The sequence below is a fragment of the Pseudomonas sp. LB3P14 genome, assembly GCF_054898045.1.
The window spans coordinates 5,025,927-5,048,199 of sequence record NZ_CM142714.1; the positions used below are offsets into that span (position 1 = coordinate 5,025,927).

Genomic DNA, 22,273 nt, shown 5'->3' on the forward strand with positions numbered 1-22,273 from the left:
CTCCGCGTCCGCTCTGAATGTGACGCGGAGCGTCACGGGAGGCATTCCCACGCAGAGCGTGGGAACGATCAGTTACGGAGTACTTAGTGAAACAAAACCGCAGTTTTCTGCAGGGTCACCCAAACACCCCACGCCAACGGAATACCCACCACCAGCCATGCAGCAACCGCCAAAGGCTTGGTGCCCGCATCCGCTTTCCACTCCAATACGGTGCTGCTATCAGCCCCCTTGTCATGGCCCAGCGCCTGTTCGGCAGCCAGTTCAGCGTCGGTCATGAAGTACTTGTCTGCCACCGGACGCACCAGCAGGTTGCACAGGAAACCCAGCACCAGCAGGCCCGCGAGGATGTACAGAGTGATGTCGTATGCGGCGGCGCGTTCAACGCCGATGCTCAGCTGATACTCACGCAGGTAGTTCACCAACACCGGACCCAACACACCCGCCGCCGCCCAGGCAGTCAGCAGACGACCGTGGATCGCGCCGACCATTTGCGTACCGAACAGGTCCGCGAGATACGCAGGGACCGTCGCAAAACCACCGCCGTACATCGACAGGATGATGCAGAAGGCCGCCACGAACAGCGCAACGTTGCCCAAGTGACCGAGGTTCGGAATCAGCGCGTACAAGGCAAAACCGAGGGCGAAGAACACGAAGTAGGTGTTTTTGCGACCCAGGTAGTCGGAGAACGACGCCCAGAAGAACCGGCCACCAATGTTGAACAGGCTCAGCAAACCGGTGAAACCGGCTGCGATCGCTGCGATCGAGGCCAGTTGCCCAGCGTCCAGCTGACCAAACGTCTGGTCAGTGCCCAGCAACTTACCGGCGAACACTTCCTGCAACAGCGGCGACGCCATGCCGAGGATGCCGATACCGGCGGATACGTTCAGGCACAGCACCAGCCACACCAGACGGAATTGCGGGGTTTTCCACGCTACATTCACATGGACGTGACGGTGGGTGATCATCGCGTTGGAAGCTTTCTTCGCCGGAGCGGTCCAGCCTTCAGGCTTCCAGCCGGTTGGTGGAACGCGGTAGGACAATGCGCCACCGATCATGAACACGAAGTAGATCGCGGCCATCACCAGGAAGCTCTGCCATACGCCGACGCTGGTTGGCGAAGCGAAGTGGCCCATCAGGGCTGCGGCCAGCGGAGCACCCACCATCGCGCCACCACCGAAACCCATGATCGCCATGCCGGTCGCCATACCCCGCTTGTCCGGGAACCACTTGATCAGGGTCGAGACCGGCGAGATGTAACCCAAGCCCAGGCCAATACCGCCAATGACCCCGGAGCCGATCCACATCAGCCAGATCTGGTGGGTATAGACCCCCAGCGCTGAAATCAGCAGACCGCCACACCAGCACAGTGCCGATACAACGCCGGCCTTGCGTGGCCCGGCGTGTTCCAGCCAGCCACCCCAGATCGCTGCCGAGCAGCCGAGGAAGATGAAGAACAGGGTGTAGATCCAGCCGAGCATCGAGATCGGCCAGTCGCATTGGGACGAAAAGACTTGCGAGATGAAGCTCATGTCCGGCGCGCAAGCCGTTGGCTTGCTCACGCCCAGGGCTTTGGACAGTGGCAACCAGAACACCGAGAAGCCGTAGGCCATGCCGATGCAAAGGTGGATAGCCAGGGCGGCCGGTGGTACCAGCCAACGGTTGAAACCGGGCTTGGCGATGATGCGCTCCTTGGACAGGAACGAGGGCTGGTCGGCTTTGAGGCCGTCCGCCGTGATGCTCGTGGTCATTGTGTATCCCCCAATTATTAGTAGGGTTCGTCAGCCACTCCTCACCCCCCAGCCTTTATGCGCACGCATGACTGTTTTTTCAGGCTGAAGCTACGCTTTGGTGCGACATCAAGTCGCAGAAGGACGGACGAACCCGGCAGAGGTTACCATCTGTACGTGACAGAAAAACCAAAGTGATATCACCTTTTGTACGTCATCAGATCTCGTACCACTGAAGGAACCCCCCATGCCGATCATTGTCGAGCCGCTGAACGAAGCCACTTATCAGGATCAGCAGGATCTGCAAAAGATCTACCGCGATGCTCCGGACTGGCTATTTGCCCCGTTTGCCGGGGATGTGCAGCTGATTGAAGGCTGCCTGCTTGAGGGTTCGCTGATTGCCGGCCGCTTCAACGATCGACTGTTAGGCGCGGTACGTCTGCAACGTCACCAGGATGTCTGGCACCTGTCCCAACTATGCGTACGAAAAATTACCCGTCGTCGTGGTGTGGCCGAGCGTCTGGTGAACGAAGCGCAGAAAATGGCGTTGCAATCAGGCGCGACTTTGCGTCTGCTGGCGCCTGGCGGGCACTTGGAGGCACAAGCGCTGGCGGCCAAACTGAAAGTGCCCCTGGATGTGTTGCCGACGTGATCGCTGACCGGTCGTCCGCTGCGGAGCGCTATACTCCCCGGCTAAATTTCGAATTCGACTAACTACAAGGACTCGCCCATGAAAGCGTTCGGCAAAATCCTGGGTCTGGTACTTCTCGGGCTGTTGCTGATCATTGTGGCGCTGGGCTTTGCCCTGACCCACCTCTTTGATCCCAACGACTATAAAGACGAGATTCGCCAGATTGCCCGCGACAAGGCCCACATCGAGCTGACGCTCAATGGCGATATCGGTTGGAGCCTGTTCCCGTGGCTGGGCCTGGAATTGCACGAAGCCACCGTCGCGACCCTGGCCAAGCCTACCGAGCCGTTCGCTGACTTGCAGATGCTTGGCTTGTCGGTCCGTGTGCTGCCGCTGCTGCGCCGTGAAGTGCAGATGAGCGATGTACGCGTCGAGGGCCTGAACCTGCGCCTGACCCGCGACAAGGACGGCCACGGCAACTGGCAAGACATCGGCAAGGCACCGGCGCCGGCCACCCCGCCCGCGACCACTGGCGAACCAGCGACCGAGACCACCGCCCAAGCGGAAAAACCGGCCCAGCCGATTCGCCTGGACATCGACAGCCTGACCGTCAACAACGCCCGCGTTGAATACAGCGACGAGAAAACCGGCAAGCAATTCAGCGCCGAAAGCATCCAGCTGAGTACCGGCCCGGTGCATGACTCCACGAACATCCCGGTCAAACTCACCGCGTTCCTGGGCACCAATCAGCCGGTCTTGCGTATCCGTACCGAGCTCAACGGCGAGCTGCGTTTCGAGCGCGCACTGCAGCGCTACAAACTCGAAGACATGAAACTCTCTGGCGAAGTGGCTGGCGATCCGCTGCAAGGCAAAACCATGACCTTCGCCGCCCAAGGCCAATTACTGCTCGATAAAGCCGCGAACGTCGCCGAATGGACTGGCATCAAGATCTCTGCCAACCAACTGCGCGCACTGGGCGAACTGAAGGTCAACGACCTCGACAAAACCCCGCAAATCAGCGGCGGCCTGTCGATCGCCCAGTTCGATCTGGCGAAATTCGTCGACAGCATCGGCCAGAAGCTTCCGGCGATGGCTGACGGTAGCCTGAGCAAAGTCGAGTTAGTCAGCCGTCTGGCTGGCACGCCGACCAGCGTGGTGCTCGACAACATCAACCTGAAAGTCGATGACAGCACCTTCAGTGGCCGCATCGCCGTCGAGGACTTCGCCAAACAATCGCTGCGGGCGACCCTCAAGGCCGACACCTTCAACGTCGACCGTTACCTGCCGCCAAAATCCGCCGAAGCCAGTAGCGCGACGCAGGTGCGTCAGGCCGAAGTGGCCAGCACCGAAGCCGATGCCTTGGCTGGTCCGGGCAGCACGCCGCTACCGCAAGCACCGACCAAAGACGCGTGGAGCAACGAGCGCCTGCTGCCGGTGGAACGCCTGAGCAAACTCGACGTAGACGCTGACCTCACCTTCGGCCAACTGACCCTCGATAAATTGCCGATCCAGAACGCTGCGCTCAAAGCCACAGGCCAAGGCGGTCTGCTGACACTCGAAAGCCTACGCGGCGACCTGTACGACGGCAACTTCGACGCCAAAGGTACGCTCGACGTGCGCCAGCAGGTGCCAGCGCTGAACATGCAGACGAGCATCATCAAAGTACCGGTGGAAAAAATCCTCGAGAGCCAGGGTAAAAATCCGCCGGTCAAAGGCCTGGTGACGGTCAACAGCAACCTGACCGGTAGCGGCAACAGCCAGAAAGCGCTGATCGAAACCCTCAACGGCAACGCCAGTTTCGTCATCAACGACGGCGTCCTGCTCAATGCCAACCTCGAACAACAGCTGTGCAAAGGCATCGCCACCCTGAACCGTAAATCCCTCAGCGGCGAGCCACGGGGCAAGGACACACCGTTCCAGGAGCTCAAGGGCAACCTGACCTTCCGTAACGGCGTGGCCAGCAACCCGGACCTGAAAGTGCGCATCCCGGGCATGACCGTCAACGGCGACGGCGATGTCGATCTTCGGGTGTTGGGCATGGACTATCGCGTGGGCGTTATCGTCGAAGGCGACAAGAGCGACATGCCGGACCCGGCCTGCCAGGTCGGCGAGAAGTTCATCGGCATCGAGTGGCCACTGCGCTGCCGTGGCCCGCTGGAACTGGGCGCCAAGGCTTGCCGCCTCGATAACGAACGCATGGGCCAGGTCGCGAGCAAACTGGCCGGCGAACGGATCAGCGAAAAAATCGACGAGAAGCTTGGCGACAAGGTCAGCCCGGAACTGAAAAACGCGTTGAAGGGGCTGTTCAAGCGATGAGAGCCGAGCAGTTTTCAACGGCGGTGCTGGACTGGTACGACCGCCACGGCCGTCACGATTTGCCCTGGCAACAGGGCATCACACCGTATCGGGTGTGGGTTTCGGAAATCATGCTGCAGCAAACCCAGGTCAGCACCGTGCTGAACTACTTCGACCGATTCATGGCCTCGTTGCCGACGGTCGAAGCCCTGGCCGCTGCGCCGGAAGACGAAGTCCTGCACCTGTGGACCGGCCTCGGTTACTACACCCGTGCACGCAATCTGCAGAAGACCGCGAAGATCGTCGTCGAGCAGTACGGTGGCGAGTTTCCCCGCGATGTGGAAAAGCTGGTTGATCTACCGGGCATCGGCCTGTCCACGGCGGGCGCCATCGCCAGCCTGAGCATGGGTCTACGGGCGCCGATCCTCGACGGCAATGTCAAACGGGTGCTGGCGCGCTTTACCGCGCAAGAGGGTTATCCGGGCGAGCCAAAGGTCGCCAAACAGCTGTGGGCGAACGCTGAGCGCTTTACGCCGCATGATCGGGTCAACGCCTACACCCAGGCGATGATGGATCTGGGCGCCACGCTTTGCACCCGTAGCAAGCCGAGCTGCCTGCTCTGCCCGCTCGAAAAGGGTTGCGAAGCGCACATGCTCGGCCTGGAGACGCGCTACCCGATCCCCAAACCGCGTAAAACCGTGCCACAGAAACGCACGCTGATGCCGATGCTCGCCAACGGCGACGGCGCGATTCTGCTTTACCGTCGCCCTTCCACGGGCTTGTGGGGCGGTTTATGGAGCCTGCCGGAGCTCGACGACCTCGACGACCTGCAACATCTGGCTTCGCAGCACTCGCTGGAGCTTGGCAGCCAACAGGCGTTGCCGAGCCTGGTACACACGTTCAGTCATTTTCAGTTGTCCATCGAACCCTGGCTGGTTCAGGTCCAGGAGGCCGGCTATCACGTGGCCGAGGCCGACTGGCTCTGGTATAACCTCGCCACCCCGCCGCGCCTGGGCCTTGCCGCCCCGGTCAAAACCTTGCTCGAACGCGCGGCCGCCGTATTGAACGCAGGAGAGTCGTCATGACCCGCACCATCATGTGCCGCAAGTACAAAGAAGAATTGCCCGCCCTGGAGCGCGCTCCATTTCCAGGCGCAAAAGGTCAGGACATTTTTGACCACGTCTCGGCCAAAGCCTGGGCAGACTGGCAAAAGCACCAGACTCTGCTGATCAACGAAAAACGCCTGAACATGATGAACGCCGAAGACCGCAAATATCTTCAAGGCGAGATGGACAAGTTCTTTTCCGGCGAGGAATACGCCAAGGCTGACGGCTACGTTCCGCCGGCTGAATAATCCCGCATTTTCGAGGGTCGGAACGTAAGCGACGGTAATAATTAAAATTTTTTTGAAAACTTTCTTGACGACCCCCTGAAAAACCAGTTTAATGCGCCCCGTTGCCCAGATAGCTCAGTCGGTAGAGCAGGGGATTGAAAATCCCCGTGTCGGCGGTTCGATTCCGTCTCTGGGCACCAAATACCGAAAACCCTGAATCGCAAGATTCAGGGTTTTTTTATGCCTGCGATTTGATCATGCCCGGCTTACGCCGTCCAACTCGCAAGCCATTTGCTTCTCCCCTTCGCAACTATTCATCACCATTCCAGTGGAAAACCAGATTGCGAGCGGTGCCGCTTCCGACATCCGTAGTGTCATGCTTCGCCTCGCCATTACGCGTCGCCACCACGGTGTACTTGCCGGGAGGTAGCTGAACGTACACCAGCGGGCCAGCCTGACTCAGCGTCAGTACTGACTGCCCTGGTTCTTTCTGAATGACCACATCCACATCGGGAACGTATTTGTTCTCCGGACCGATGGAGAAGGTCATGTGCAGGTTGTAGCCCTGGGCTTGCTGGATGGCCTTCGACTCATCCTCGCCAATCCCCCCGGACAGGTAACTAATCCCGCCTTGCTGTTGCGGCTGGACTTGCACGCCTGAGTTGTCGATGGGTTCAAGGCTGGCAGCGCTCAGCATGACGGGAAACATCAATACGCCGACAGCGGCGATGGGCAACAGGAGTGAACGGAGGTACTTCATGGTGGCGACTCCCCGGGCTGCGCAGAACCCAATCGTTTCTCCTGTTAGATTTCCGGCTGAATGACCAAGTTTTAGATTGATTAGTACTTGGGTTCACTGCGAATCGGACTACACGTTGTATTCCTCAAGCGCGGATTGCCGTCGGCGCGATCCCGCAAAACCAATCGGACTTTCCTTCCGATTTACCAGCCGCGCCCGGCATCGTCGACCACCCCACCCCTGCAATCCTCTTCTGCCTGTTCATCCTGCCGCGGAAGACTCATGAGCGCACTCAAACCCGATAACACCCAAGATCCACAACTCGCCTCACTGCTTGGCAATCTTGGCGAATTGATCCGTCAGGCACGGCAGAAGGTGCTACGAGCGGTCGATACCGTCCAAGTGCAAACCTGCTGGCAGATCGGACGGCATATTGTGGAGTTCGAGCAGGAGGGGGCTCGGCGGGCGGGCTATGGCAAGCAGTTGTTGTCGACGCTGGCGAAAATGCTTACAGCAGAATTCGGGAAAGGCTTTGATGAACGCAATCTGCGATACATGCGTGATTTTTATCAGACCTTTCCAATTTGGAACGCAGTGCGTTCCGAATTGAGCTGGACTCACTACCGCAGGCTGCTGCGCGTCGACAACGACCACGCTCGCCACTGGTACATGAACGAATCAGCTCTTCAGAACTGGTCAAGTCGCGCCCTGGAACGCCAGATCAACACGCTCTACTACGAACGCCTGCTGGCGAGCCGAGACCGCTGCGCCGTCAAGCAGGAAGCTGCCACCCACATTCAGCAAATGAAGGCCAACCCTCGGGACTTCATCAGGGATCCGGTAATCCTGGAGTTTCTTGGGTTGCCCAATGCGGGCTTAACCCAAGAAACCGATCTCGAACAAGCACTGATCAATCAGCTTCAGGCCTTCCTGCTCGAACTGGATCGGGAACGGGCAGTGCTTGAGGAGCGGTTGTTCAACCAGATCCCCAGATAATCATGGATGGATTGTTCATGGGCAGCGTGAAGACTATTGTTGGCAACTACCCGCAAAGGTCAAAAACCGATGAATTTGCAGGACACGTCCTCGTTGGCCTCCGCTCAAATGGAGTTGCGGCTGCCAGCCTACGCTCCCGGCGAACCGTTCAAGGAGACCGCCGCAGACGGCTTCATTCTTGGCGGATTCACCTGGCGGCAGGCGCTATCGGACTCAACGCGCCCAGTCGTTATCATCAACGCTGCCACCTCTGTCCGCTGCCGCCACTATTCTCGTTTCGCCGAATACCTGTTCGCCAACGGCTTCGACGTGATCACTTTTGATTACCGCGGCATCGGCGAGTCGCGTCCGGCATCGCTGAAAGGGCTTCAGGCCTCATGGTCCGATTGGGGCGCGCTGGACTTTGAGGCGATGCTCAATCGCGCTCAGCGGGAATTCCCCGGCCAGCCCATCGACGTCGTCGGTCACAGCTTTGGAGGCTGTGCAGCGGGGCTGGGAGCCTCCGGGCAGGTTATCCGGCGCCTGGTCACCGTAGGTGCTCAGTTCGCTTACTGGCGCGATTACGCCCCTGCCCTTCGCTGCCGGATGTTCGGCAAGTGGCACCTGGTGATGCCGTTGTTGACGATGGTTTACGGCTACTTCCCCGGTAAACGCCTCGGCTGGCTGGAAGACACGCCCACGGGTGTCGTACACGACTGGAGCACGCCCACGGCCCGATACGAGAAGCGCCCCAGCGGCCGCATAATCCACGCAAAACATGGCCAGCTCCCGTTCGCCAAAGTCACCGCGAAAACCCTGGCCATCAGCATCAGCGACGATCCTTACGGCACGATTCCAGCCATCGAACGCCTGCTCGGTTACTTCACCGGCGCAACGACCAGCCATCTGCGAATCGCCCCCGAAGACATCGGCGAACAAGAAGTCGGACATTTCGCCTTTTTTCGTAGCCCATACCAAGCCACACTATGGCCCATTGCATTGTCCTGGTTGCAGACCGGCGAACTGGCCCCCGACACACCCGGGCGGCTAGTGCCACGCAGCTGATTGACTTGCCCACTCAACGAAATACGGAACGACGCCCATGGCCTCCGCCAACAAGCAGAACAAACGCGCCACACGCGCCAAAGCAAAGGCCAAGCAGAACCGCACCCAACGGGCTGCCGCGCCGGTCGAGCTGGATCCGAACGACGATCGAATCGACTTCGAATCGGTGGACCTGACCGACATGTTCAAAGAAATGATCGATGCGCAAAAGATCAGCCAACAAGCCATGTGCGTGGCCTTTCTGGAGCACCCGCTTATCGCGCTGGTGCTGGAGCAGGAAGGCGAAGAAACAGCGACAGACTTCATCATCGCCGCGCTGATCGAGTATCGCCAATGGTCCACCGAAGAGGACGAAGCCGGCGCCTTGGCGTGGATCGAATCCCCGACCTTCCAGATTGATTACGTGGCGGCGTCCGAATCCATCGCGGCCCAAAACCAACCGAAAGCAAACTGAGTTCCCATGGCATCCCTGAACAAGCAACAAAAACGCGCCAAACGCGCCAAGATCAAAGCCAAGCAAATCAATATCCACGGCAGAAAACCCGCCGCACTGGACGATGATCTGGGTGAAATCGGCGAACCGATCCCGGAATACACCCTGGCGATGTTTAGCAAAATGCGTGACGCGGAAGCCATCAGCCGCAACGACATGCTGCTGACCTTGCTATCGAACCTCGCCGGGATCATCAGCGACCATCCAGAACTGCTGGACATGGAAAACGCCGATAACGAAGCCATGGCCGCCACTCACCTGGCCGCCGACATGCTGATCGACTATCGCATGTGGGCCGACGGCATGGACCGCGACGCCGCCCAGGCCTGGCTGACAGACCCGCAGTTCATCACTGACTTCGGCGATGCACTCGACAGCTATCGCGAGTCGCTGGATACCCAGGAAGAAAAGGCTGAGTAAACACTCGCCTCAGAAACAAAAACGGCCGCTTGTCATCACTGACAGCGGCCGTTTTGCGTTACGCGGTGTGAATCAGTTCAGCACCACCGCGCCACGCTTTTCCAGTTTGCGACGACGAGCCACAAACAAACCGGCAGCCACCACCAACACGCTCAGCAGGCCGGTCGCGAGGATCTCCACGCGGTGGGCTTCCTGGAACAGCATGATCGTCAGCGCGCCAACAATGAACACGATCACTGCGTAGGTCAGACCCGGGAACAGCCACATGCTGAAGGCAATTTTCTCGCCACGAGCCATGCGCTGTTTGCGCATACGCAGTTGCGAGATGGCGATCACCAGATACACCAGCAGCGCGATAGCGCCGGAGCTGGCCAGCAGGAATTCGAACACCGCGGCCGGGGCCACGTAGTTGGCGAAAACCGCGATGAACGCAGCACCAGTGGACAACATGACGGCCCAATACGGCGTGCCGCTCTTGTTGGTGCGCTGTGAAACGGCCGGTGCATCACCGCGCTTGCCCAGGGAGAACATCATGCGGGAGGCGGTGTACAACGCCGAGTTCAGGCAGCTGGTCACAGCAACCAACACCACGATGTCGACGATCAGCTTGGCATTCGGGATGCCCATGCGCTCAAGCACGGTCTGGTAAGAGCCGACGCTGGCCAGAATCGGGTCGTTCCATGGCACCAGGGCCACAACGATGAAGATCGACACGAGGTAGAACAAACCAATCCGCCAGATCACCGAGTTGGTGGCCTTGGAGATTTGCTGGCCAGGGTTCTTCGATTCCGCGGCCGCGATGGTCACGATCTCGGTACCCATGAAGGAAAACATGGTGGTCAAAATGGCGCCCAGCACCGCGCCCATGCCGTTTGGCAGGAAGCCTTGGGTGTCGAACAGGTGCGAAACACCGCTGACCTGGCTGTTCGGCAGGAAGCCGAAGATCGCCAGAATGCCGAGGCCAATGAAACCGATGATCGCCACGACTTTGACCAGGGCGAACCAGAATTCGAATTCACCGTAGTTCTTCACACTGAACAGGTTGGTCACTGTCAGCAGCAAGGTGATGATCAATGTGAAGGCCCAGATCGCCACATTCGGGAACCAGGCATGCAGGATGGTCGCGGCGGCGTTGGCCTCCAGCGGGATCACCAAAACCCAGAACCACCAGTAGAGCCAACCGATAGTGAAGCCGGCCCAGTGACCGATCGCGCGATCGGCGTACGTCGAAAAGGAGCCAGTATCTGGCGACGCGACGGCCATCTCACCGAGCATGCGCATAACCAGCACCACCAGCATACCGGCGGCGGCATAGGCCAACAGCACGGCTGGGCCTGCGGCAGCGATAGCGTGGCCCGAGCCAACGAACAGGCCGGCGCCAATAACCCCGGCGATCGACAGCATGGTCACATGACGCGGTTTAAGCCCCTGTTCGAGGCCGTTAGAGCTTTGGGTATTGCTCATTGAAACTACCTTTGTAAGGAAAAGCGAATGCGTGCATCCCGTTTGAAATTCTCTTCTGTAAAAAGAAACCAACGGGGCGTTCCGGAATCTGCACGCAATAATTGCGCCAAAATATTTCAAAACCGTCTACCACGGCGATCTCGACCTGACCGGACAGTCATCGCAAGTCATTGAGAATAATGGCAATTCGCCAGAGCGTTACCCTGCGACCCACTTCAAGGACGAACCCGCGCACCGGAAACACACCCAATAATGTGCGGACGCACAATTAAAGTGCGGATCAGGAACGTTTGGCCGGTTAGCGCTTCCAACACCCCGCCAAAGCTGGCAACATCGCGCCCTTTTTTACGCGACACCCGCGGGGCAGCTGGTTCAAACGGCTGTTCGGTTGATAGCAGGGCGACAGTCTGCTGCACCGATGCGACAACCTGCCACAGGCCACCCGTTTACCGCCCGTAGCGCTGTTGGCTGCCACTCGAACGCTATGCTAGCTTGGCCGCCTCGCCAGGAAGGCCGCCAACAGCAGGAGCGAAACACTATGAGGAACGCACATGGCTGAGGCCACGCCCGCGCTTGAAATCCGCAACTTGCACAAACGCTACGGACAGCTTGAGGTGCTCAAAGGCATCTCGCTGACCGCCCGCGACGGCGACGTGATCTCGATCCTGGGTTCTTCCGGTTCTGGCAAGTCCACATTCCTTCGTTGCATCAACCTGTTGGAAAACCCGCATCAGGGCCAAATCCTGGTGGCGGGCGAAGAACTCAAGCTCAAAGCCGCAAAAAACGGCGAACTGGTCGCTGCCGACGGCAAGCAGATCAATCGCCTGCGCAGCGAGATCGGTTTTGTGTTTCAAAACTTTAATCTCTGGCCGCACATGAGCGTGCTCGACAACATCATCGAAGCCCCGCGCCGGGTGCTCGGTCAAAGCAAAGCCGAGGCCATCGAAGTCGCCGAAGCCTTGCTGGCCAAGGTCGGCATCGCTGACAAACGCCACGCCTATCCGGCGCAACTCTCCGGCGGTCAGCAACAGCGCGCGGCCATCGCCCGGACACTGGCGATGCAACCCAAGGTGATCCTGTTCGACGAGCCCACCTCCGCCCTTGACCCGGAAATGGTCCAGGAAGTACTTAATGTCATCCGCGCATTGGCCGAAGAAGGCCGCACCATGCTGCTGGTCACCCATGAAATGGGCTTCGCTCGTCAGGTTTCCAGCGAAGTGGTGTTCCTCCACCAGGGCTTGGTAGAAGAGCAAGGATCGCCACAGCAGGTGTTTGAAAACCCGCTTTCGGCGCGCTGCAAACAATTCATGTCCAGCAACCGCTAACGGAGCTACCCGCATGCAGAACTACAAAAAAATCTTCCTGGCTGCTGCCGTCACCCTGGCCTTCAGCGCCGGTGCCGTCGCCGAGAACTTGAAGATGGGCATCGAAGCGGCCTACCCGCCGTTCAACAATAAAGATGCCAGTGGCAATGTCGTCGGCTTCGACAAGGAAATTGGCGACGCCCTGTGCGCCAAGATGAAAGTCGACTGCACCGTGGTCACGTCCGACTGGGACGGCATCATTCCGGCCCTGAACGCCAAGAAGTTCGACTTCCTGATCTCTTCGATGTCGATCACCGACGAGCGCAAGCAAGCGGTGGACTTCACCGACCCGTACTACTCCAACAAGCTGCAATTCATTGCCAAGAAAGACGTCGACTTCAAAACCGACAAGGACTCCCTACAAGGCAAAGTGATCGGCGCACAACGTGCGACCCTCGCCGGCACCTGGATGGAAGACCACATGGAAGGCGTTGAAACAAAGCTCTACGACACTCAGGAAAACGCTTACCTGGACCTGACCTCCGGTCGTCTGGACGGCATCCTGGCGGACAAGTACGTCAACTACGAGTGGCTGAAAAGCGACGCCGGTCGGTCCTACGAGTTCAAGGGCGATCCGGTGGAAGAAAGCGACAAGATCGGTATCGCTGTACGTAAAGGCGACACCCTCCGCGCGAAGCTGAACCTTGCCCTGAAGGAAATCGTCGAGGACGGTACTTACAAGAAGATCAACGACAAGTACTTCCCGTTCAGCATCTATTGATTCTGACTTGCCTGACTGGCGCCGCTTTTTGGCGGCGCCAGTCCCTGGTGTTGCCTGCCGCGATTTGAAAAGAAATCCATGACTATCGATCTCTACGGATTCGGCCCGGCGCTCGCCGCTGGCGCGCTGATGACTGTGAAACTGGCACTCTCGGCTTTGTGCGTGGGGCTGGTGCTCGGTCTGCTCGGCGCCTTGGCCAAGACTTCCCCGTACAAGCCGCTGCAATGGCTTGGTGGCACTTACTCGACGCTGGTTCGCGGCATCCCGGAATTGCTCTGGGTGCTGTTGATCTACTTCGGCACAGTCAACCTGATGCGTGCCTTGGGCGAGTTCTTCGGCAACCCCGACCTCGAACTCAATGCCTTTGCCGCGGGTGTGATTGCGCTGGGACTGTGCTTCGGCGCCTATGCCACGGAAGTTTTTCGCGGTGCAATTTTGGCCATCCCCAAAGGTCACCGTGAAGCGGGTGTGGCGTTGGGCCTGTCGAAATTTCGCATCTTCACCAAACTGATCATGCCGCAGATGTGGCGCATCGCCCTGCCCGGCCTGGGCAACCTGTTCATGATCCTGATGAAAGACACCGCGCTGGTGTCGGTGATCGGCCTGGAAGAAATCATGCGTCACGCGCAAATCGGCGTGACCGTGTCCAAACAGCCGTTCACCTTCTATATGGTGGCCGCGTTCATGTACCTGGGTCTGACGATTCTCGCCATGACGGGCATGTACTTCATGGAAAAACGTGCCGCTCGCGGCTTCGCGAGGAGCACCCAATGAACTGGGAAATCGTCATCAAGTGGCTGCCGAAACTGGCTCAGGGCGCGACGTTGACCCTGGAGCTGGTGGCCATCGCCGTGATCGCGGGTTTGCTGCTGGCAATTCCGCTAGGCATCGCGCGCTCATCGCGACTCTGGTACGTGCGGGCATTCCCCTACGGCTACATCTTCTTTTTCCGCGGCACACCGTTGCTGGTTCAGCTGTTCCTGGTCTACTACGGCCTGGCGCAGTTCGACGCGATCCGTAACAGCTCGATGTGGCCGTACCTGCGCGATCCGTTCTGGTGTGCCACGGCGACCATGACGTTGCACACCGCGGCCTACATCGCCGAGATCCTGCGCGGCGCGATCCAGGCAATTCCACCGGGCGAGATCGAAGCAGCGCGGGCGCTGGGCATGTCCCGGCCCAAGGCGCTGTTCTACATCATCCTGCCCCGTGCCGCCCGCATCGGCCTGCCGGCCTACAGCAACGAAGTTATCCTGATGCTCAAGGCCAGTGCCCTGGCCAGCACCGTGACCCTGCTGGAACTGACCGGCATGGCCCGCACCATCATTGCCCGGACCTACCTGCCGGTGGAGATCTTCTTCGCGGCGGGCATGTTCTATCTGCTGATGGCTTATGTGCTGGTACGCGGTTTCAAGCTGCTGGAGCGCTGGCTGCGCGTCGATGCCTGCCAAGGACGTTGATTCCTGCGTGCTGACGGGCGAGACCCTACTCGCCCGTTTCGCGGCGCTGGATGCTTTTCTGATCGAGCACCAGGCGCTGTGGAAGCCTCGGCCGTTTACTCATCTGCAGCTTCCTTGGGAAGCGTCCTACCCGGAGCTGGCCGAATCGCTACGCGGGCGGTCGCTGGAAGAGGCGGAACATAACCACAACCAACCTTGCTTGCTGGATGCGCCGGAGCCTTTTGCCTCACTGGCGGCATTGTCCCTTGAACTGAGCGCAGTGGGTGAATTGCCGGTTCAAGCGCTTGAAGCGGCAGGCCATCGGTTGAATGTCGATGTGCCGGGGCGCAAGTGGCAGCAGATCGAAGCCTTCGCCAGTCGCTTGCAGTTTGCTGACGCGCCGAGTCATTGGCTGGACTGGTGCTCAGGCAAAGGACACTTGGGACGACGTCTGCTGCAAACCGGGCAACAACTGACCTGCCTGGAATACGACCCGGCGCTGGTTTCCAGCGGACAAGCACTCAGCCAACGTCATCAAATGCATGCGCTGCATGTCCAACAAGATGTGCTATCAGCACATGCAGCGTCTATGTTGAATGCCGATCACACGCCGGTAGCGCTGCACGCCTGCGGTGATCTGCATGTGCGGCTGATCCAGCTCGCCAGTGCGGCAGGCTGCAAACAACTGGCCATCGCGCCTTGCTGCTACAACCGGACCAGTCTGAGCGAGTATCAGCCGCTTTCCTCGTTGGCCGAGCGCTCCGACCTACGGCTGTCCCTCGAAGATCTTTCGCTACCGATGAGCGAAACCGTCACCGCCGGCGCTCGCGTCCGACGTCAACGCGACACCTCCATGGCCCGACGCCTGGCCTTCGACCTACTTCAGCGGCAACTGCGCGGCATGGACGAATACCTGCCCACCCCGTCCCTGCCCAGTGCCTGGCTGGATAAATCCTTCGCCGATTACTGCCATCATTTGGCCGCGCTTAAAGAGTTATCCACAATCGGCCCGCAGGATTGGTCAGCACTCGAAGCCGCTGGTTGGCAGCGATTGGCCGAAGTGCGCAATCTGGAGCTGTTGCGCGGTCTTTTCCGACGGCCGTTGGAGCTTTGGCTGGTACTCGATCGGGCACTTTTCCTGTTCGAGCAGGGTTATGCCGTTCGCCTCGGCACCTTTTGCAAAACCCCACTCACACCGCGTAATTTTCTACTCTTGGCCGAACGCCCTTAAATTGCCCCAGCCTGTGGATAACTCTGTTGATGAAATTATCGTGGATCCAATATCCACGCCTGTTTCGGGGTTGAAACACTACTGTTCAATTTTCGTACACATGAATAAAAAACCGGAAAAACAGGCATTTGCGAGCAAATTGAGAATGGGTCTACACAAACGGATGTAAGCGCTCGCTTCTGTCGGTCCGTTGTGCATAAGCATTTCAATCAAAAGAGCATAACCACCGAAACCGAGTATTAATTTGCGCCTCGTATGCAGCGTATAAAGCAGCCGCTACAATCCGCCGCATCTCACCGCCGTAGGGTTCAACAGGGGCCACGTTTTGAATCTCGACACCTTGATATTGCATTGGCAGTCCGAAGTATCGAACAAGAAAAAACGTGGCAGCCGCATAGGCCTCGCCAGCAACATTCTCAAGCGAGCCCGAAAAAACAACACGCTCCGATATTTGTTCATGTTCCGACTGGCCCAGTATCTTTATTCCGGAAACGGTTTTGCGCGCCGCTATGCCAAGCGCCTGGAGAAAAAGCTCAATCTCAAGTACGGAGTCGATATCAGTATCGACGCCCAGATAGGGCCTGGCTTTCGTATCGGCCACCTGCCGGGCGTGGTTATCACCGGCAGCGTCAAAATCGGGCAGAATTTTTTCATCCGGCAAAACACGACAATTGGCATCAAGACCCTTGGGCTGGACACATACGACCTGATCATTGGTGACAATGTTAGTGTGGGGGCCAACAGTTGCATCATCGCGGACACCCTGCGTATCGGGGATAACGTCACGATTGGGGCCATGTCGTTCGTCAACAAAGACATTCCTGAAGGGACGACGTTTTACAACGCGCGATGACTGCAAGGGCTGCCAGAAAACTTCAGTTGAGGCCTGTGCAAAAATAGTCTGGATTCAGGGGTTTACAGAACCAATCCAATCGCTATAATCGTCGCCCAACACGCCGGTATAGCTCAGTTGGTAGAGCAACTGACTTGTAATCAGTAGGTCCCGGGTTCGACTCCTGGTGCCGGCACCATACAAAACAAAGCCCTCGTAGAAATACGAGGGCTTTGTTGTTTCTGGGGTTGGAGAATCTGCTTCCACTCGACCTTGATAGCTCCCACCAAATTCGCTTGCGCCCCCTGCCGTTACACATTCGCTTCAGCGTGACGTTGACGAGCGACTGCACCCACCTAAAACGCACGCCAATACACCCGCCAAGCCTAGGTTGACGTAATCAGCATGCTCAAATCGTGCGGGGCTTTTTTGCTCAAAACCAGGGGATAAACGACGGTTTCCATTTGGGAAAATAATGTTTTCCCTTTTCCACTCCTCAGAGGTCATTGTTCCCAGATGCCGCTCCTGCCTGGGGCCCTTTGCCGAGCAAGGGGGCGGTTTCCACTTCCAGCATCAGCAACACCATTTCCGTCAACTCGGCGTCGGACTTCTGTCCCGCATAGAGGTCATGGAGTGCTTTGGCGAAGGGAATGCGCAGGTCTTGGCTTTCTTCGCGGGCGGTATCGCTGTATTGCATTAGTTCGCCGATGGCTCGCAGCACAGCCGCTTGCCACCGAGCGGTGGTCCTAGGACCATCGCTGGTGATTGCAATCAACTTATCCTTCGTCAGCTGGCGAAGGACTGGTTCCCGCAACGGCTTAAGCGGCTTTGGGTTGCGAGTGGTCTTTGACATACCGGACGATACTCAGTGTCTCCTGCCGGAACTGCTCGTAGTCGATCTGCTGGGCGTTAATAAAGGTGCTGCCCATCATGGTCAGCGCGCCCATAAAGCTGGCTTCGGAAATTTCCTCGTCGCTCGCGCCAAACAAGCGCGCGGCTTCGGTATGGAACAGGGCGCAATACTTACAACGGGTCGCCCCAGACACCGCCAGACCTATCAACTCCTTGTACTTATTAGGAATCTTGGTGTCCGCCAGCCAGAAATCCCGGGCCACGCCCCAGAATCCGATCGCTCCGCCTTCCGGCATCTGCTTAATCCACTCCGGCACCTGACCCAGGGTCTGTTCAATTTCCCGATAGGTATCACGAATAGCCATTTGACACCTCCTTGCCTCTCTAGAGACATCAGCTCTACACAGATACAACTAGTTTAGTTCGCTGGTGGCCATGCCAGAGCCGGCAGAAGGACGACTCCAGCAATGAATTCTTAAACATCGTAGAAACAATAGGATGGATTTAGTTTTTTTAGGCGCAATGACGTACCACTAAGAATCTGGAGTTATCAAACTTGGCGGGCTGGCTCAGAGACGATACAGAGGGCGTCGTGATTTAATTCCTCGACGTTACCTGAGCATTAGCTGACTTTGGATGATGCACGTGCAGGTAAAGCGTGCTGATGCGCTATAAATTCCGGGCTCGACTCTACTGAGCGTCATAACTAGCTGATTTAGCCTCGTAGAAATACGAGGGCTTTGTTGTTTCCGGCGTTTGAATTTCTATGCGGCGAGGGTTTCGATCAGTCGAACTCCGTCGACGCCGAAAGGTGCTCCCAGGTGTCGATTTCCGCCTGAAGGTGCGCAATCTTTTCGCGCACCAGCCTCACCGCATCCTTGCCAAGCAACAGATGTATCGGCGGCTTATCCGCAGCGACCAGAGTCAATAAGGCCTGCGCCGCCTTGTGCGGATCACCAGCCTGCTTGCCACTCTTCTCTTCCCGCGCCTTGCGGACCGGATCGAATACCGCGTCGTACTCACTCAACGTGCGACCCGAACGAATCATCGAACGCCCCGCCCATTCAGTACGAAACGAGCCCGGCGCCATGGCGGTCACGTGGATGCCCAGACTTTGCACTTCTTTGGCCAACGCTTCGCTGACACCTTCCAGGGCGAATTTACTGCCGCTGTAGTAGGCGATACCCGGCAAGGTGATGAAGCCAGCCATGGAGGTGATGTTGACGATATGCCCGCTGCGCCGCTCACGCATACCGGGTAGAACCGCCTTGATCATTGCCACCGCGCCAAACACATTAACGTCGAACTGGTGCTGCATCTCAGTCAGAGGTGACTCCTCGAGAACGCCCTCATGACCATACCCGGCGTTGTTCACCAACACATCGATCCGGCCCACCTCGCGCAGGATATCGGCCACCAGCGGTTCAATCGCCGAAAAATCGGTGACGTCGGGCACGAACGCTTTAGCGCGATGGGTGTCCAGCGCTTCGAACACAGCACGCTCTGATTCGCGCCGCACCGTGCCAATCACCGTATGCCCTGCCGCCAGCGCTGCTTGCGAAAAGGCCAGGCCGAAACCTGAGCTGACCCCGGTGATCAGGAAAACCTTGTGAACGTGGGTATTCATGGTGCGCTCTCCAATGAAAACGCCGTCGACATTGATCGACGGCGCTGCGGACAGGTCAGGTCTTAGTGACCGGCGCTCTGCCCACCATCAACGTGCAGGATTTCACCAGTGACAAAGTTGGCGCTGTCCAGATAAACGACCGCCTGAGCAATGTCGCTGATCTCGCCCATGTGCCCGACCGGGTGCAAATTCCCCAGCGCTTCATGAGTCTCTTCGCCGTGCATCGGAGTCTTGATGATGCCGGGGCTGACCGCGTTCACCCGAATACCGCGCTTGGCGTATTCGATGGCCAGGGATTTGGTCGCCGCATTCAGGCCACCTTTGGTCAACGAGGCCAGTACCGACGGCACACCGTCGATGGCGTGGTCCACCAGGCTGGTGGTGATGTTGACGACGTGGCCGCTGCCTTGTTTTTCCATCTCGGTGATCGCGAGTTGGGTGATGTAGAAGAAGCCGTTCAGGTTGACCGACAGCACCGCGGCGTAGTCTTCTTGGGTATAGGCAGTGAACGGCTTGGCGACGAAGATCCCGGCGTTGTTGACCAGGGAATCGATGCGGCCAAAACGGGCGATCGCTTCACGAATGACTTGTTGAGCGACCGCCGGGTCGCCGATGTCGCCCGCCACGGTGAGAATGTCCGGGTCGGTGGACGGCTTGATCGAACGCGAAGTGGCGACAACTTTGTAATCCAGATCACGGAAAGCCTTGACCATGCCTGCGCCGAGACCTTGGGAGGCGCCAGTAATAACGATGACTTTTTTCGAATTGCTCATGATGAACCTCTACTCATAAATGATGGTTTAAAAAAGTAACTAATCAGGCTTCGGCGGGGGCCTTCGCCATTTGTCTCAACATCTGTTCGTAGTACTCGACCGACTGCGAACCGGACACCAGGTGACGACCGTTGAGGATCATGGCCGGTACCGAATTGATGCCACGCTGGCGGTAAAACTCTTCAAGCTCACGCACTTCGTTGGCGAACGCTCCGGACGCCAGCACCTCTTGAGCAGCCGCTGCATCCAGTCCCGCTTCAGCGGCCAGACGAACCAGCGTCTCGCGATCACTCGGGTTCTGGCCTTCGCTGAAGTAAGCGCGCAACAGAGTCTTCTTCAGTTCGACCTGGCGCCCTTCCTGCAACGCCCATGACAGCAAACGGTGAGCATCGAAGGTGTTGTAGAAGTGGCTGCGCTTCTCCAGATCGAACTTGAAACCGATGGCCTCACCGCGAGCAATCTGCATCGCTTTACCGGCGGCGACGTCCTCGGCGGTTCGTCCATATTTGCGCATCAAATGCTCGACCGCTTTCTCGCCGACCGCCGGCATGTCCGGGTTCAACTCGAACGGCTTATAGGTCAGCGCCACCGAGACTTCACCGGCCACGTTCTCGATCGCCTGCTCCAGCGCCGTCGCGCCCAAGGCGCACCACGGGCACACCACGTCGGAGATGAAATCGATGGAAACCGACGCGGTCATGACTGCCCCTCCGCCTCAGCCAGTTGCTTGCGGTACTGGGTGGTGGTGATGCCGGCGTAACCCCAGTTATCGGTGTCGACTTCTTCGATCACGATGTGAGTCAGGTCGGGGCGCTTGTTGAGGACGCGTTCCAGGGTTTCAGTGATTTCGGCGATCACCTGAGCTTTCTGCTCTGAGGTAACGCCATCGCGGGTGATGCGTACGCTTACGAAAGGCATGAGGAATCTCCAGTGACCTTCTCATCGGGATGATGGGGAGGCGTTGGAGCTCAATGTATGGAGTTAGCTGGGGGGGATAAAGGTGGGGGCGGGAACATCATTAGTTACTTGGTGTAATTGATTCAGTCGCGCAGACAGAAAAACATTTGCATCAAATGATCAATCGGCTAACCTTCATTTATCTTAAATTTTAGATACCACCCAAGAAGGTAAATAACCATGCCAGTTCAATTCTTCGATAGCCCCTTCCATGTCACACATGACGAAGAAGTCGCCAGCAAAATGGCTTTGAAAATGGAGCTATCGATATTCATCACTGAATGCATCAAAAAACTGGGGCTGAAACAGAGCGAGGCTGCAGCCCGGTTGAACGTAACTCAGTCTCGCGTTTCAGAGCTGACCACTGGCAAGATCGAAAAATTTACGATCGATGCAATGCTGGACATGCTGGATAAACTTGGCTTTCGTACCACTTTTACGTTGCCATCCAACGATGCCGGCGCGTTACCTCAGATCGTCATTTCACAAGCTCACGCCTGCTAGACATTACATCCCATTTTCCGAAGCTCCCTTTTGAGCTCCTTCAACCGATCTTCCGCAATTGCCATTGCGTGACGATCAGTTCGATTCGTCGTTTTCACGAACGAATGAAGGACGAAAATGGTGTCCGCATACTTCGCGATGTAGATGCATCGGTATGCCGGGCTGCCATTAATGATCAACTCAATCGCCCCCGCCCCGACTGAACTCAGCTGCTTTATTGCCAGCTCTGGATCCCCGCCGTACTGCACACGCATCAAGTCTTTCCCAAACTCATCCTGAACCCAGCCCGGTAAGTCCCTGTACTCACGTGTTGCAGCTTCACTTACAAAAGCAAATCTCTTCAAATGATGGATTCCTACCTGGAACAGTCGATGCCCTCCGAACGTCTCAGTAGACGATTGATGGGGTGCTGTTTAGTAGTCATCGCTGGCTTCTTCTGCAGTAGGACTCATCCCCTTTTTAAGTAATCCGTTTTGTATGCGCTGCATTTTTCAAACTACGCCACCACCTAGCCACGATTGCGCATCCTCCCTCCTCAAGCTACCTTCAAACCGTCGCTGCCAATTCAGCGACCGGGCCTGAGAACCTGGGTAATATGTAGGCGCACGAGCGCCCCCAAATCACGATTGTCGGCGTTTTTTTGTGCCTGCATTTCCGTGTAATGGCGGCTGTGCGTGGGAGACCCTCGGGTCTGCCGGTTTCCTACATTTCCGGTTCTCAGCCTGCGCACAGCTGTCACCCATTCGCCTGAGAACGAACGTGGTAGCGCTAACTTAATGTAGGAGTTTGCTAATGCCCGCTATCGATCCGCCCAAAATTTGCGTTCCCGCT

The 22,273-nt window shown here is 57.8% G+C and carries 24 protein-coding genes, 2 tRNA genes and 1 pseudogene; 17 read left to right on the forward strand and 10 right to left on the reverse strand.

The features are described from left to right. Positions 1-83 precede the first annotated feature (83 nt). Positions 84-1,748: an OFA family MFS transporter gene (locus ACYZT5_RS22965; RefSeq protein ID WP_462047531.1), complete on the reverse strand. Its 1,665-nt coding sequence runs from the start codon at positions 1,746-1,748 to the stop codon at positions 84-86. Positions 1,749-1,974: 226 nt separating this feature from the next. Between ACYZT5_RS22965 and ACYZT5_RS22970 the strand changes: the two genes are divergently transcribed. The 5 genes from ACYZT5_RS22970 to ACYZT5_RS22990 all read left to right on the forward strand — a co-directional run bounded on the left by ACYZT5_RS22970 (position 1,975) and on the right by ACYZT5_RS22990 (position 6,186). Next, complete coding sequence (locus ACYZT5_RS22970) at positions 1,975-2,379, forward strand: acetyl-CoA sensor PanZ family protein (protein ID WP_462047532.1); 405 nt, start codon at positions 1,975-1,977, stop codon at positions 2,377-2,379. Positions 2,380-2,457: 78 nt separating this feature from the next. Beyond that, entirely contained in the window at positions 2,458-4,674 is a 2,217-nt protein-coding gene (locus tag ACYZT5_RS22975; RefSeq protein ID WP_462047533.1) for an AsmA family protein, read from the forward strand. Further along, positions 4,671-5,738, forward strand: a complete 1,068-nt coding sequence (gene mutY / locus ACYZT5_RS22980) for an A/G-specific adenine glycosylase (protein ID WP_462047534.1) — start codon at positions 4,671-4,673, stop codon at positions 5,736-5,738. The genes ACYZT5_RS22975 and mutY overlap by 4 nt, the downstream gene beginning before the upstream one ends. After that, positions 5,735-6,007, forward strand: coding sequence for an oxidative damage protection protein (locus ACYZT5_RS22985; protein ID WP_008149405.1), 273 nt, complete (start codon positions 5,735-5,737; stop codon positions 6,005-6,007). The genes mutY and ACYZT5_RS22985 overlap by 4 nt, the downstream gene beginning before the upstream one ends. 103 nt (positions 6,008-6,110) lie before the next feature. Next, positions 6,111-6,186 (forward strand) — tRNA-Phe (locus tag ACYZT5_RS22990). Between the two features lie 110 nt (positions 6,187-6,296). Here the strand turns inward: ACYZT5_RS22990 and ACYZT5_RS22995 are convergent. Then, positions 6,297-6,746 (reverse strand): carboxypeptidase regulatory-like domain-containing protein, encoded by a 450-nt coding sequence (locus tag ACYZT5_RS22995; RefSeq protein WP_462047535.1) that lies wholly within the window; start codon positions 6,744-6,746, stop codon positions 6,297-6,299. A 261-nt stretch (positions 6,747-7,007) separates the two neighbouring features. Here ACYZT5_RS22995 and ACYZT5_RS23000 point away from each other — a divergent pair. From ACYZT5_RS23000 to ACYZT5_RS23015, 4 genes and pseudogenes are all read left to right on the forward strand, one after another. Further along, positions 7,008-7,673, forward strand: a pseudogene (locus ACYZT5_RS23000) (DUF1016 N-terminal domain-containing protein); the annotation flags it as partial. Positions 7,674-7,790: 117 nt separating this feature from the next. Beyond that, the gene (locus tag ACYZT5_RS23005) at positions 7,791-8,765 is read left to right on the forward strand and encodes an alpha/beta hydrolase family protein (RefSeq protein WP_462047536.1); all 975 of its coding nucleotides are present in this window, start codon (positions 7,791-7,793) and stop codon (positions 8,763-8,765) included. Between the two features lie 37 nt (positions 8,766-8,802). Then, on the forward strand, positions 8,803-9,219 hold the full coding sequence (locus tag ACYZT5_RS23010) for a hypothetical protein (RefSeq protein ID WP_462047537.1): 417 nt from the start codon (positions 8,803-8,805) through the stop codon (positions 9,217-9,219). A gap of 6 nt (positions 9,220-9,225) precedes the next feature. Further along, the gene (locus ACYZT5_RS23015) at positions 9,226-9,678 is read left to right on the forward strand and encodes a hypothetical protein (RefSeq protein WP_462047538.1); all 453 of its coding nucleotides are present in this window, start codon (positions 9,226-9,228) and stop codon (positions 9,676-9,678) included. A 72-nt stretch (positions 9,679-9,750) separates the two neighbouring features. Here ACYZT5_RS23015 and gabP read toward each other — a convergent pair whose 3' ends face one another. Next, positions 9,751-11,142 (reverse strand): GABA permease, encoded by a 1,392-nt coding sequence (gene gabP, locus ACYZT5_RS23020; protein ID WP_462047539.1) that lies wholly within the window; start codon positions 11,140-11,142, stop codon positions 9,751-9,753. A gap of 551 nt (positions 11,143-11,693) precedes the next feature. On the opposite strand from gabP, the gene ACYZT5_RS23025 reads away from it, so the two are divergent. From ACYZT5_RS23025 to ACYZT5_RS23055, 7 genes are all read left to right on the forward strand, one after another. Next, positions 11,694-12,467, forward strand: a complete 774-nt coding sequence (locus ACYZT5_RS23025; protein WP_007897462.1) for an ABC transporter ATP-binding protein — start codon at positions 11,694-11,696, stop codon at positions 12,465-12,467. Positions 12,468-12,480: 13 nt separating this feature from the next. Beyond that, entirely contained in the window at positions 12,481-13,227 is a 747-nt protein-coding gene (locus tag ACYZT5_RS23030) for an ABC transporter substrate-binding protein (protein ID WP_462047540.1), read from the forward strand. A gap of 78 nt (positions 13,228-13,305) precedes the next feature. Continuing rightward, the gene (locus ACYZT5_RS23035; protein ID WP_282377354.1) at positions 13,306-14,001 is read left to right on the forward strand and encodes an ABC transporter permease; all 696 of its coding nucleotides are present in this window, start codon (positions 13,306-13,308) and stop codon (positions 13,999-14,001) included. After that, entirely contained in the window at positions 13,998-14,687 is a 690-nt protein-coding gene (locus tag ACYZT5_RS23040) for an ABC transporter permease (protein WP_462047541.1), read from the forward strand. The genes ACYZT5_RS23035 and ACYZT5_RS23040 overlap by 4 nt, the downstream gene beginning before the upstream one ends. Beyond that, positions 14,668-15,897 (forward strand): methyltransferase, encoded by a 1,230-nt coding sequence (locus ACYZT5_RS23045; RefSeq protein WP_462047542.1) that lies wholly within the window; start codon positions 14,668-14,670, stop codon positions 15,895-15,897. Before ACYZT5_RS23040 ends, ACYZT5_RS23045 begins: the two co-directional genes overlap by 20 nt. Positions 15,898-16,222: 325 nt before the next feature. Then, positions 16,223-16,750 (forward strand): serine acetyltransferase, encoded by a 528-nt coding sequence (locus ACYZT5_RS23050; RefSeq protein WP_462047543.1) that lies wholly within the window; start codon positions 16,223-16,225, stop codon positions 16,748-16,750. Positions 16,751-16,852: 102 nt separating this feature from the next. Continuing rightward, positions 16,853-16,928, forward strand: a tRNA-Thr gene (locus ACYZT5_RS23055). 297 nt (positions 16,929-17,225) lie between these two features. On the opposite strand, the gene ACYZT5_RS23060 is transcribed toward ACYZT5_RS23055, so the two are convergent. The 6 genes from ACYZT5_RS23060 to ACYZT5_RS23085 form a co-directional block, all read right to left on the reverse strand. Beyond that, positions 17,226-17,426: a hypothetical protein gene (locus tag ACYZT5_RS23060; RefSeq protein WP_462047544.1), complete on the reverse strand. Its 201-nt coding sequence runs from the start codon at positions 17,424-17,426 to the stop codon at positions 17,226-17,228. Between the two features lie 121 nt (positions 17,427-17,547). Then, positions 17,548-17,946, reverse strand: coding sequence for a carboxymuconolactone decarboxylase family protein (locus ACYZT5_RS23065; protein WP_462047545.1), 399 nt, complete (start codon positions 17,944-17,946; stop codon positions 17,548-17,550). A gap of 419 nt (positions 17,947-18,365) precedes the next feature. Continuing rightward, positions 18,366-19,208 (reverse strand): oxidoreductase, encoded by an 843-nt coding sequence (locus ACYZT5_RS23070; RefSeq protein WP_462047546.1) that lies wholly within the window; start codon positions 19,206-19,208, stop codon positions 18,366-18,368. Between the two features lie 62 nt (positions 19,209-19,270). Then, entirely contained in the window at positions 19,271-19,981 is a 711-nt protein-coding gene (locus ACYZT5_RS23075; RefSeq protein WP_462047547.1) for an SDR family NAD(P)-dependent oxidoreductase, read from the reverse strand. A gap of 43 nt (positions 19,982-20,024) precedes the next feature. Next, positions 20,025-20,681: a DsbA family oxidoreductase gene (locus tag ACYZT5_RS23080; RefSeq protein WP_462047548.1), complete on the reverse strand. Its 657-nt coding sequence runs from the start codon at positions 20,679-20,681 to the stop codon at positions 20,025-20,027. Further along, positions 20,678-20,899, reverse strand: coding sequence for a tautomerase family protein (locus ACYZT5_RS23085; protein WP_007939483.1), 222 nt, complete (start codon positions 20,897-20,899; stop codon positions 20,678-20,680). Before ACYZT5_RS23085 ends, ACYZT5_RS23080 begins: the two co-directional genes overlap by 4 nt. Before the next feature lie 219 nt (positions 20,900-21,118). On the opposite strand from ACYZT5_RS23085, the gene ACYZT5_RS23090 reads away from it, so the two are divergent. Further along, positions 21,119-21,442: a helix-turn-helix domain-containing protein gene (locus ACYZT5_RS23090; RefSeq protein WP_462047549.1), complete on the forward strand. Its 324-nt coding sequence runs from the start codon at positions 21,119-21,121 to the stop codon at positions 21,440-21,442. Here ACYZT5_RS23090 and ACYZT5_RS23095 read toward each other — a convergent pair. Continuing rightward, the gene (locus ACYZT5_RS23095; RefSeq protein WP_462047550.1) at positions 21,439-21,786 is read right to left on the reverse strand and encodes a type II toxin-antitoxin system RelE/ParE family toxin; all 348 of its coding nucleotides are present in this window, start codon (positions 21,784-21,786) and stop codon (positions 21,439-21,441) included. The genes ACYZT5_RS23090 and ACYZT5_RS23095 overlap by 4 nt on opposite strands. Positions 21,787-22,273: the final 487 nt, after the last annotated feature.

Coding starts and splice junctions, on each gene's coding strand:
- ACYZT5_RS23080 (WP_462047548.1), bottom strand. CDS start 20,681: ATGACCGCGTCGGTTTCCATCGATTTCATCTCCGACGTGGTGTGCCCG.
- ACYZT5_RS22975 (WP_462047533.1), top strand. CDS start 2,458: ATGAAAGCGTTCGGCAAAATCCTGGGTCTGGTACTTCTCGGGCTGTTG.
- ACYZT5_RS23015 (WP_462047538.1), top strand. CDS start 9,226: ATGGCATCCCTGAACAAGCAACAAAAACGCGCCAAACGCGCCAAGATC.
- ACYZT5_RS22995 (WP_462047535.1), bottom strand. CDS start 6,746: ATGAAGTACCTCCGTTCACTCCTGTTGCCCATCGCCGCTGTCGGCGTA.
- ACYZT5_RS22970 (WP_462047532.1), top strand. CDS start 1,975: ATGCCGATCATTGTCGAGCCGCTGAACGAAGCCACTTATCAGGATCAG.
- ACYZT5_RS23010 (WP_462047537.1), top strand. CDS start 8,803: ATGGCCTCCGCCAACAAGCAGAACAAACGCGCCACACGCGCCAAAGCA.
- ACYZT5_RS22985 (WP_008149405.1), top strand. CDS start 5,735: ATGACCCGCACCATCATGTGCCGCAAGTACAAAGAAGAATTGCCCGCC.
- ACYZT5_RS23035 (WP_282377354.1), top strand. CDS start 13,306: ATGACTATCGATCTCTACGGATTCGGCCCGGCGCTCGCCGCTGGCGCG.
- ACYZT5_RS23090 (WP_462047549.1), top strand. CDS start 21,119: ATGCCAGTTCAATTCTTCGATAGCCCCTTCCATGTCACACATGACGAA.
- ACYZT5_RS23040 (WP_462047541.1), top strand. CDS start 13,998: ATGAACTGGGAAATCGTCATCAAGTGGCTGCCGAAACTGGCTCAGGGC.
- ACYZT5_RS23070 (WP_462047546.1), bottom strand. CDS start 19,208: ATGAATACCCACGTTCACAAGGTTTTCCTGATCACCGGGGTCAGCTCA.
- ACYZT5_RS23030 (WP_462047540.1), top strand. CDS start 12,481: ATGCAGAACTACAAAAAAATCTTCCTGGCTGCTGCCGTCACCCTGGCC.
- ACYZT5_RS23025 (WP_007897462.1), top strand. CDS start 11,694: ATGGCTGAGGCCACGCCCGCGCTTGAAATCCGCAACTTGCACAAACGC.
- ACYZT5_RS22965 (WP_462047531.1), bottom strand. CDS start 1,748: ATGACCACGAGCATCACGGCGGACGGCCTCAAAGCCGACCAGCCCTCG.
- gabP (WP_462047539.1), bottom strand. CDS start 11,142: ATGAGCAATACCCAAAGCTCTAACGGCCTCGAACAGGGGCTTAAACCG.
- ACYZT5_RS23045 (WP_462047542.1), top strand. CDS start 14,668: ATGCCTGCCAAGGACGTTGATTCCTGCGTGCTGACGGGCGAGACCCTA.
- ACYZT5_RS23085 (WP_007939483.1), bottom strand. CDS start 20,899: ATGCCTTTCGTAAGCGTACGCATCACCCGCGATGGCGTTACCTCAGAG.
- ACYZT5_RS23065 (WP_462047545.1), bottom strand. CDS start 17,946: ATGGCTATTCGTGATACCTATCGGGAAATTGAACAGACCCTGGGTCAG.
- ACYZT5_RS23060 (WP_462047544.1), bottom strand. CDS start 17,426: ATGCAATACAGCGATACCGCCCGCGAAGAAAGCCAAGACCTGCGCATT.
- mutY (WP_462047534.1), top strand. CDS start 4,671: ATGAGAGCCGAGCAGTTTTCAACGGCGGTGCTGGACTGGTACGACCGC.
- ACYZT5_RS23005 (WP_462047536.1), top strand. CDS start 7,791: ATGAATTTGCAGGACACGTCCTCGTTGGCCTCCGCTCAAATGGAGTTG.
- ACYZT5_RS23075 (WP_462047547.1), bottom strand. CDS start 19,981: ATGAGCAATTCGAAAAAAGTCATCGTTATTACTGGCGCCTCCCAAGGT.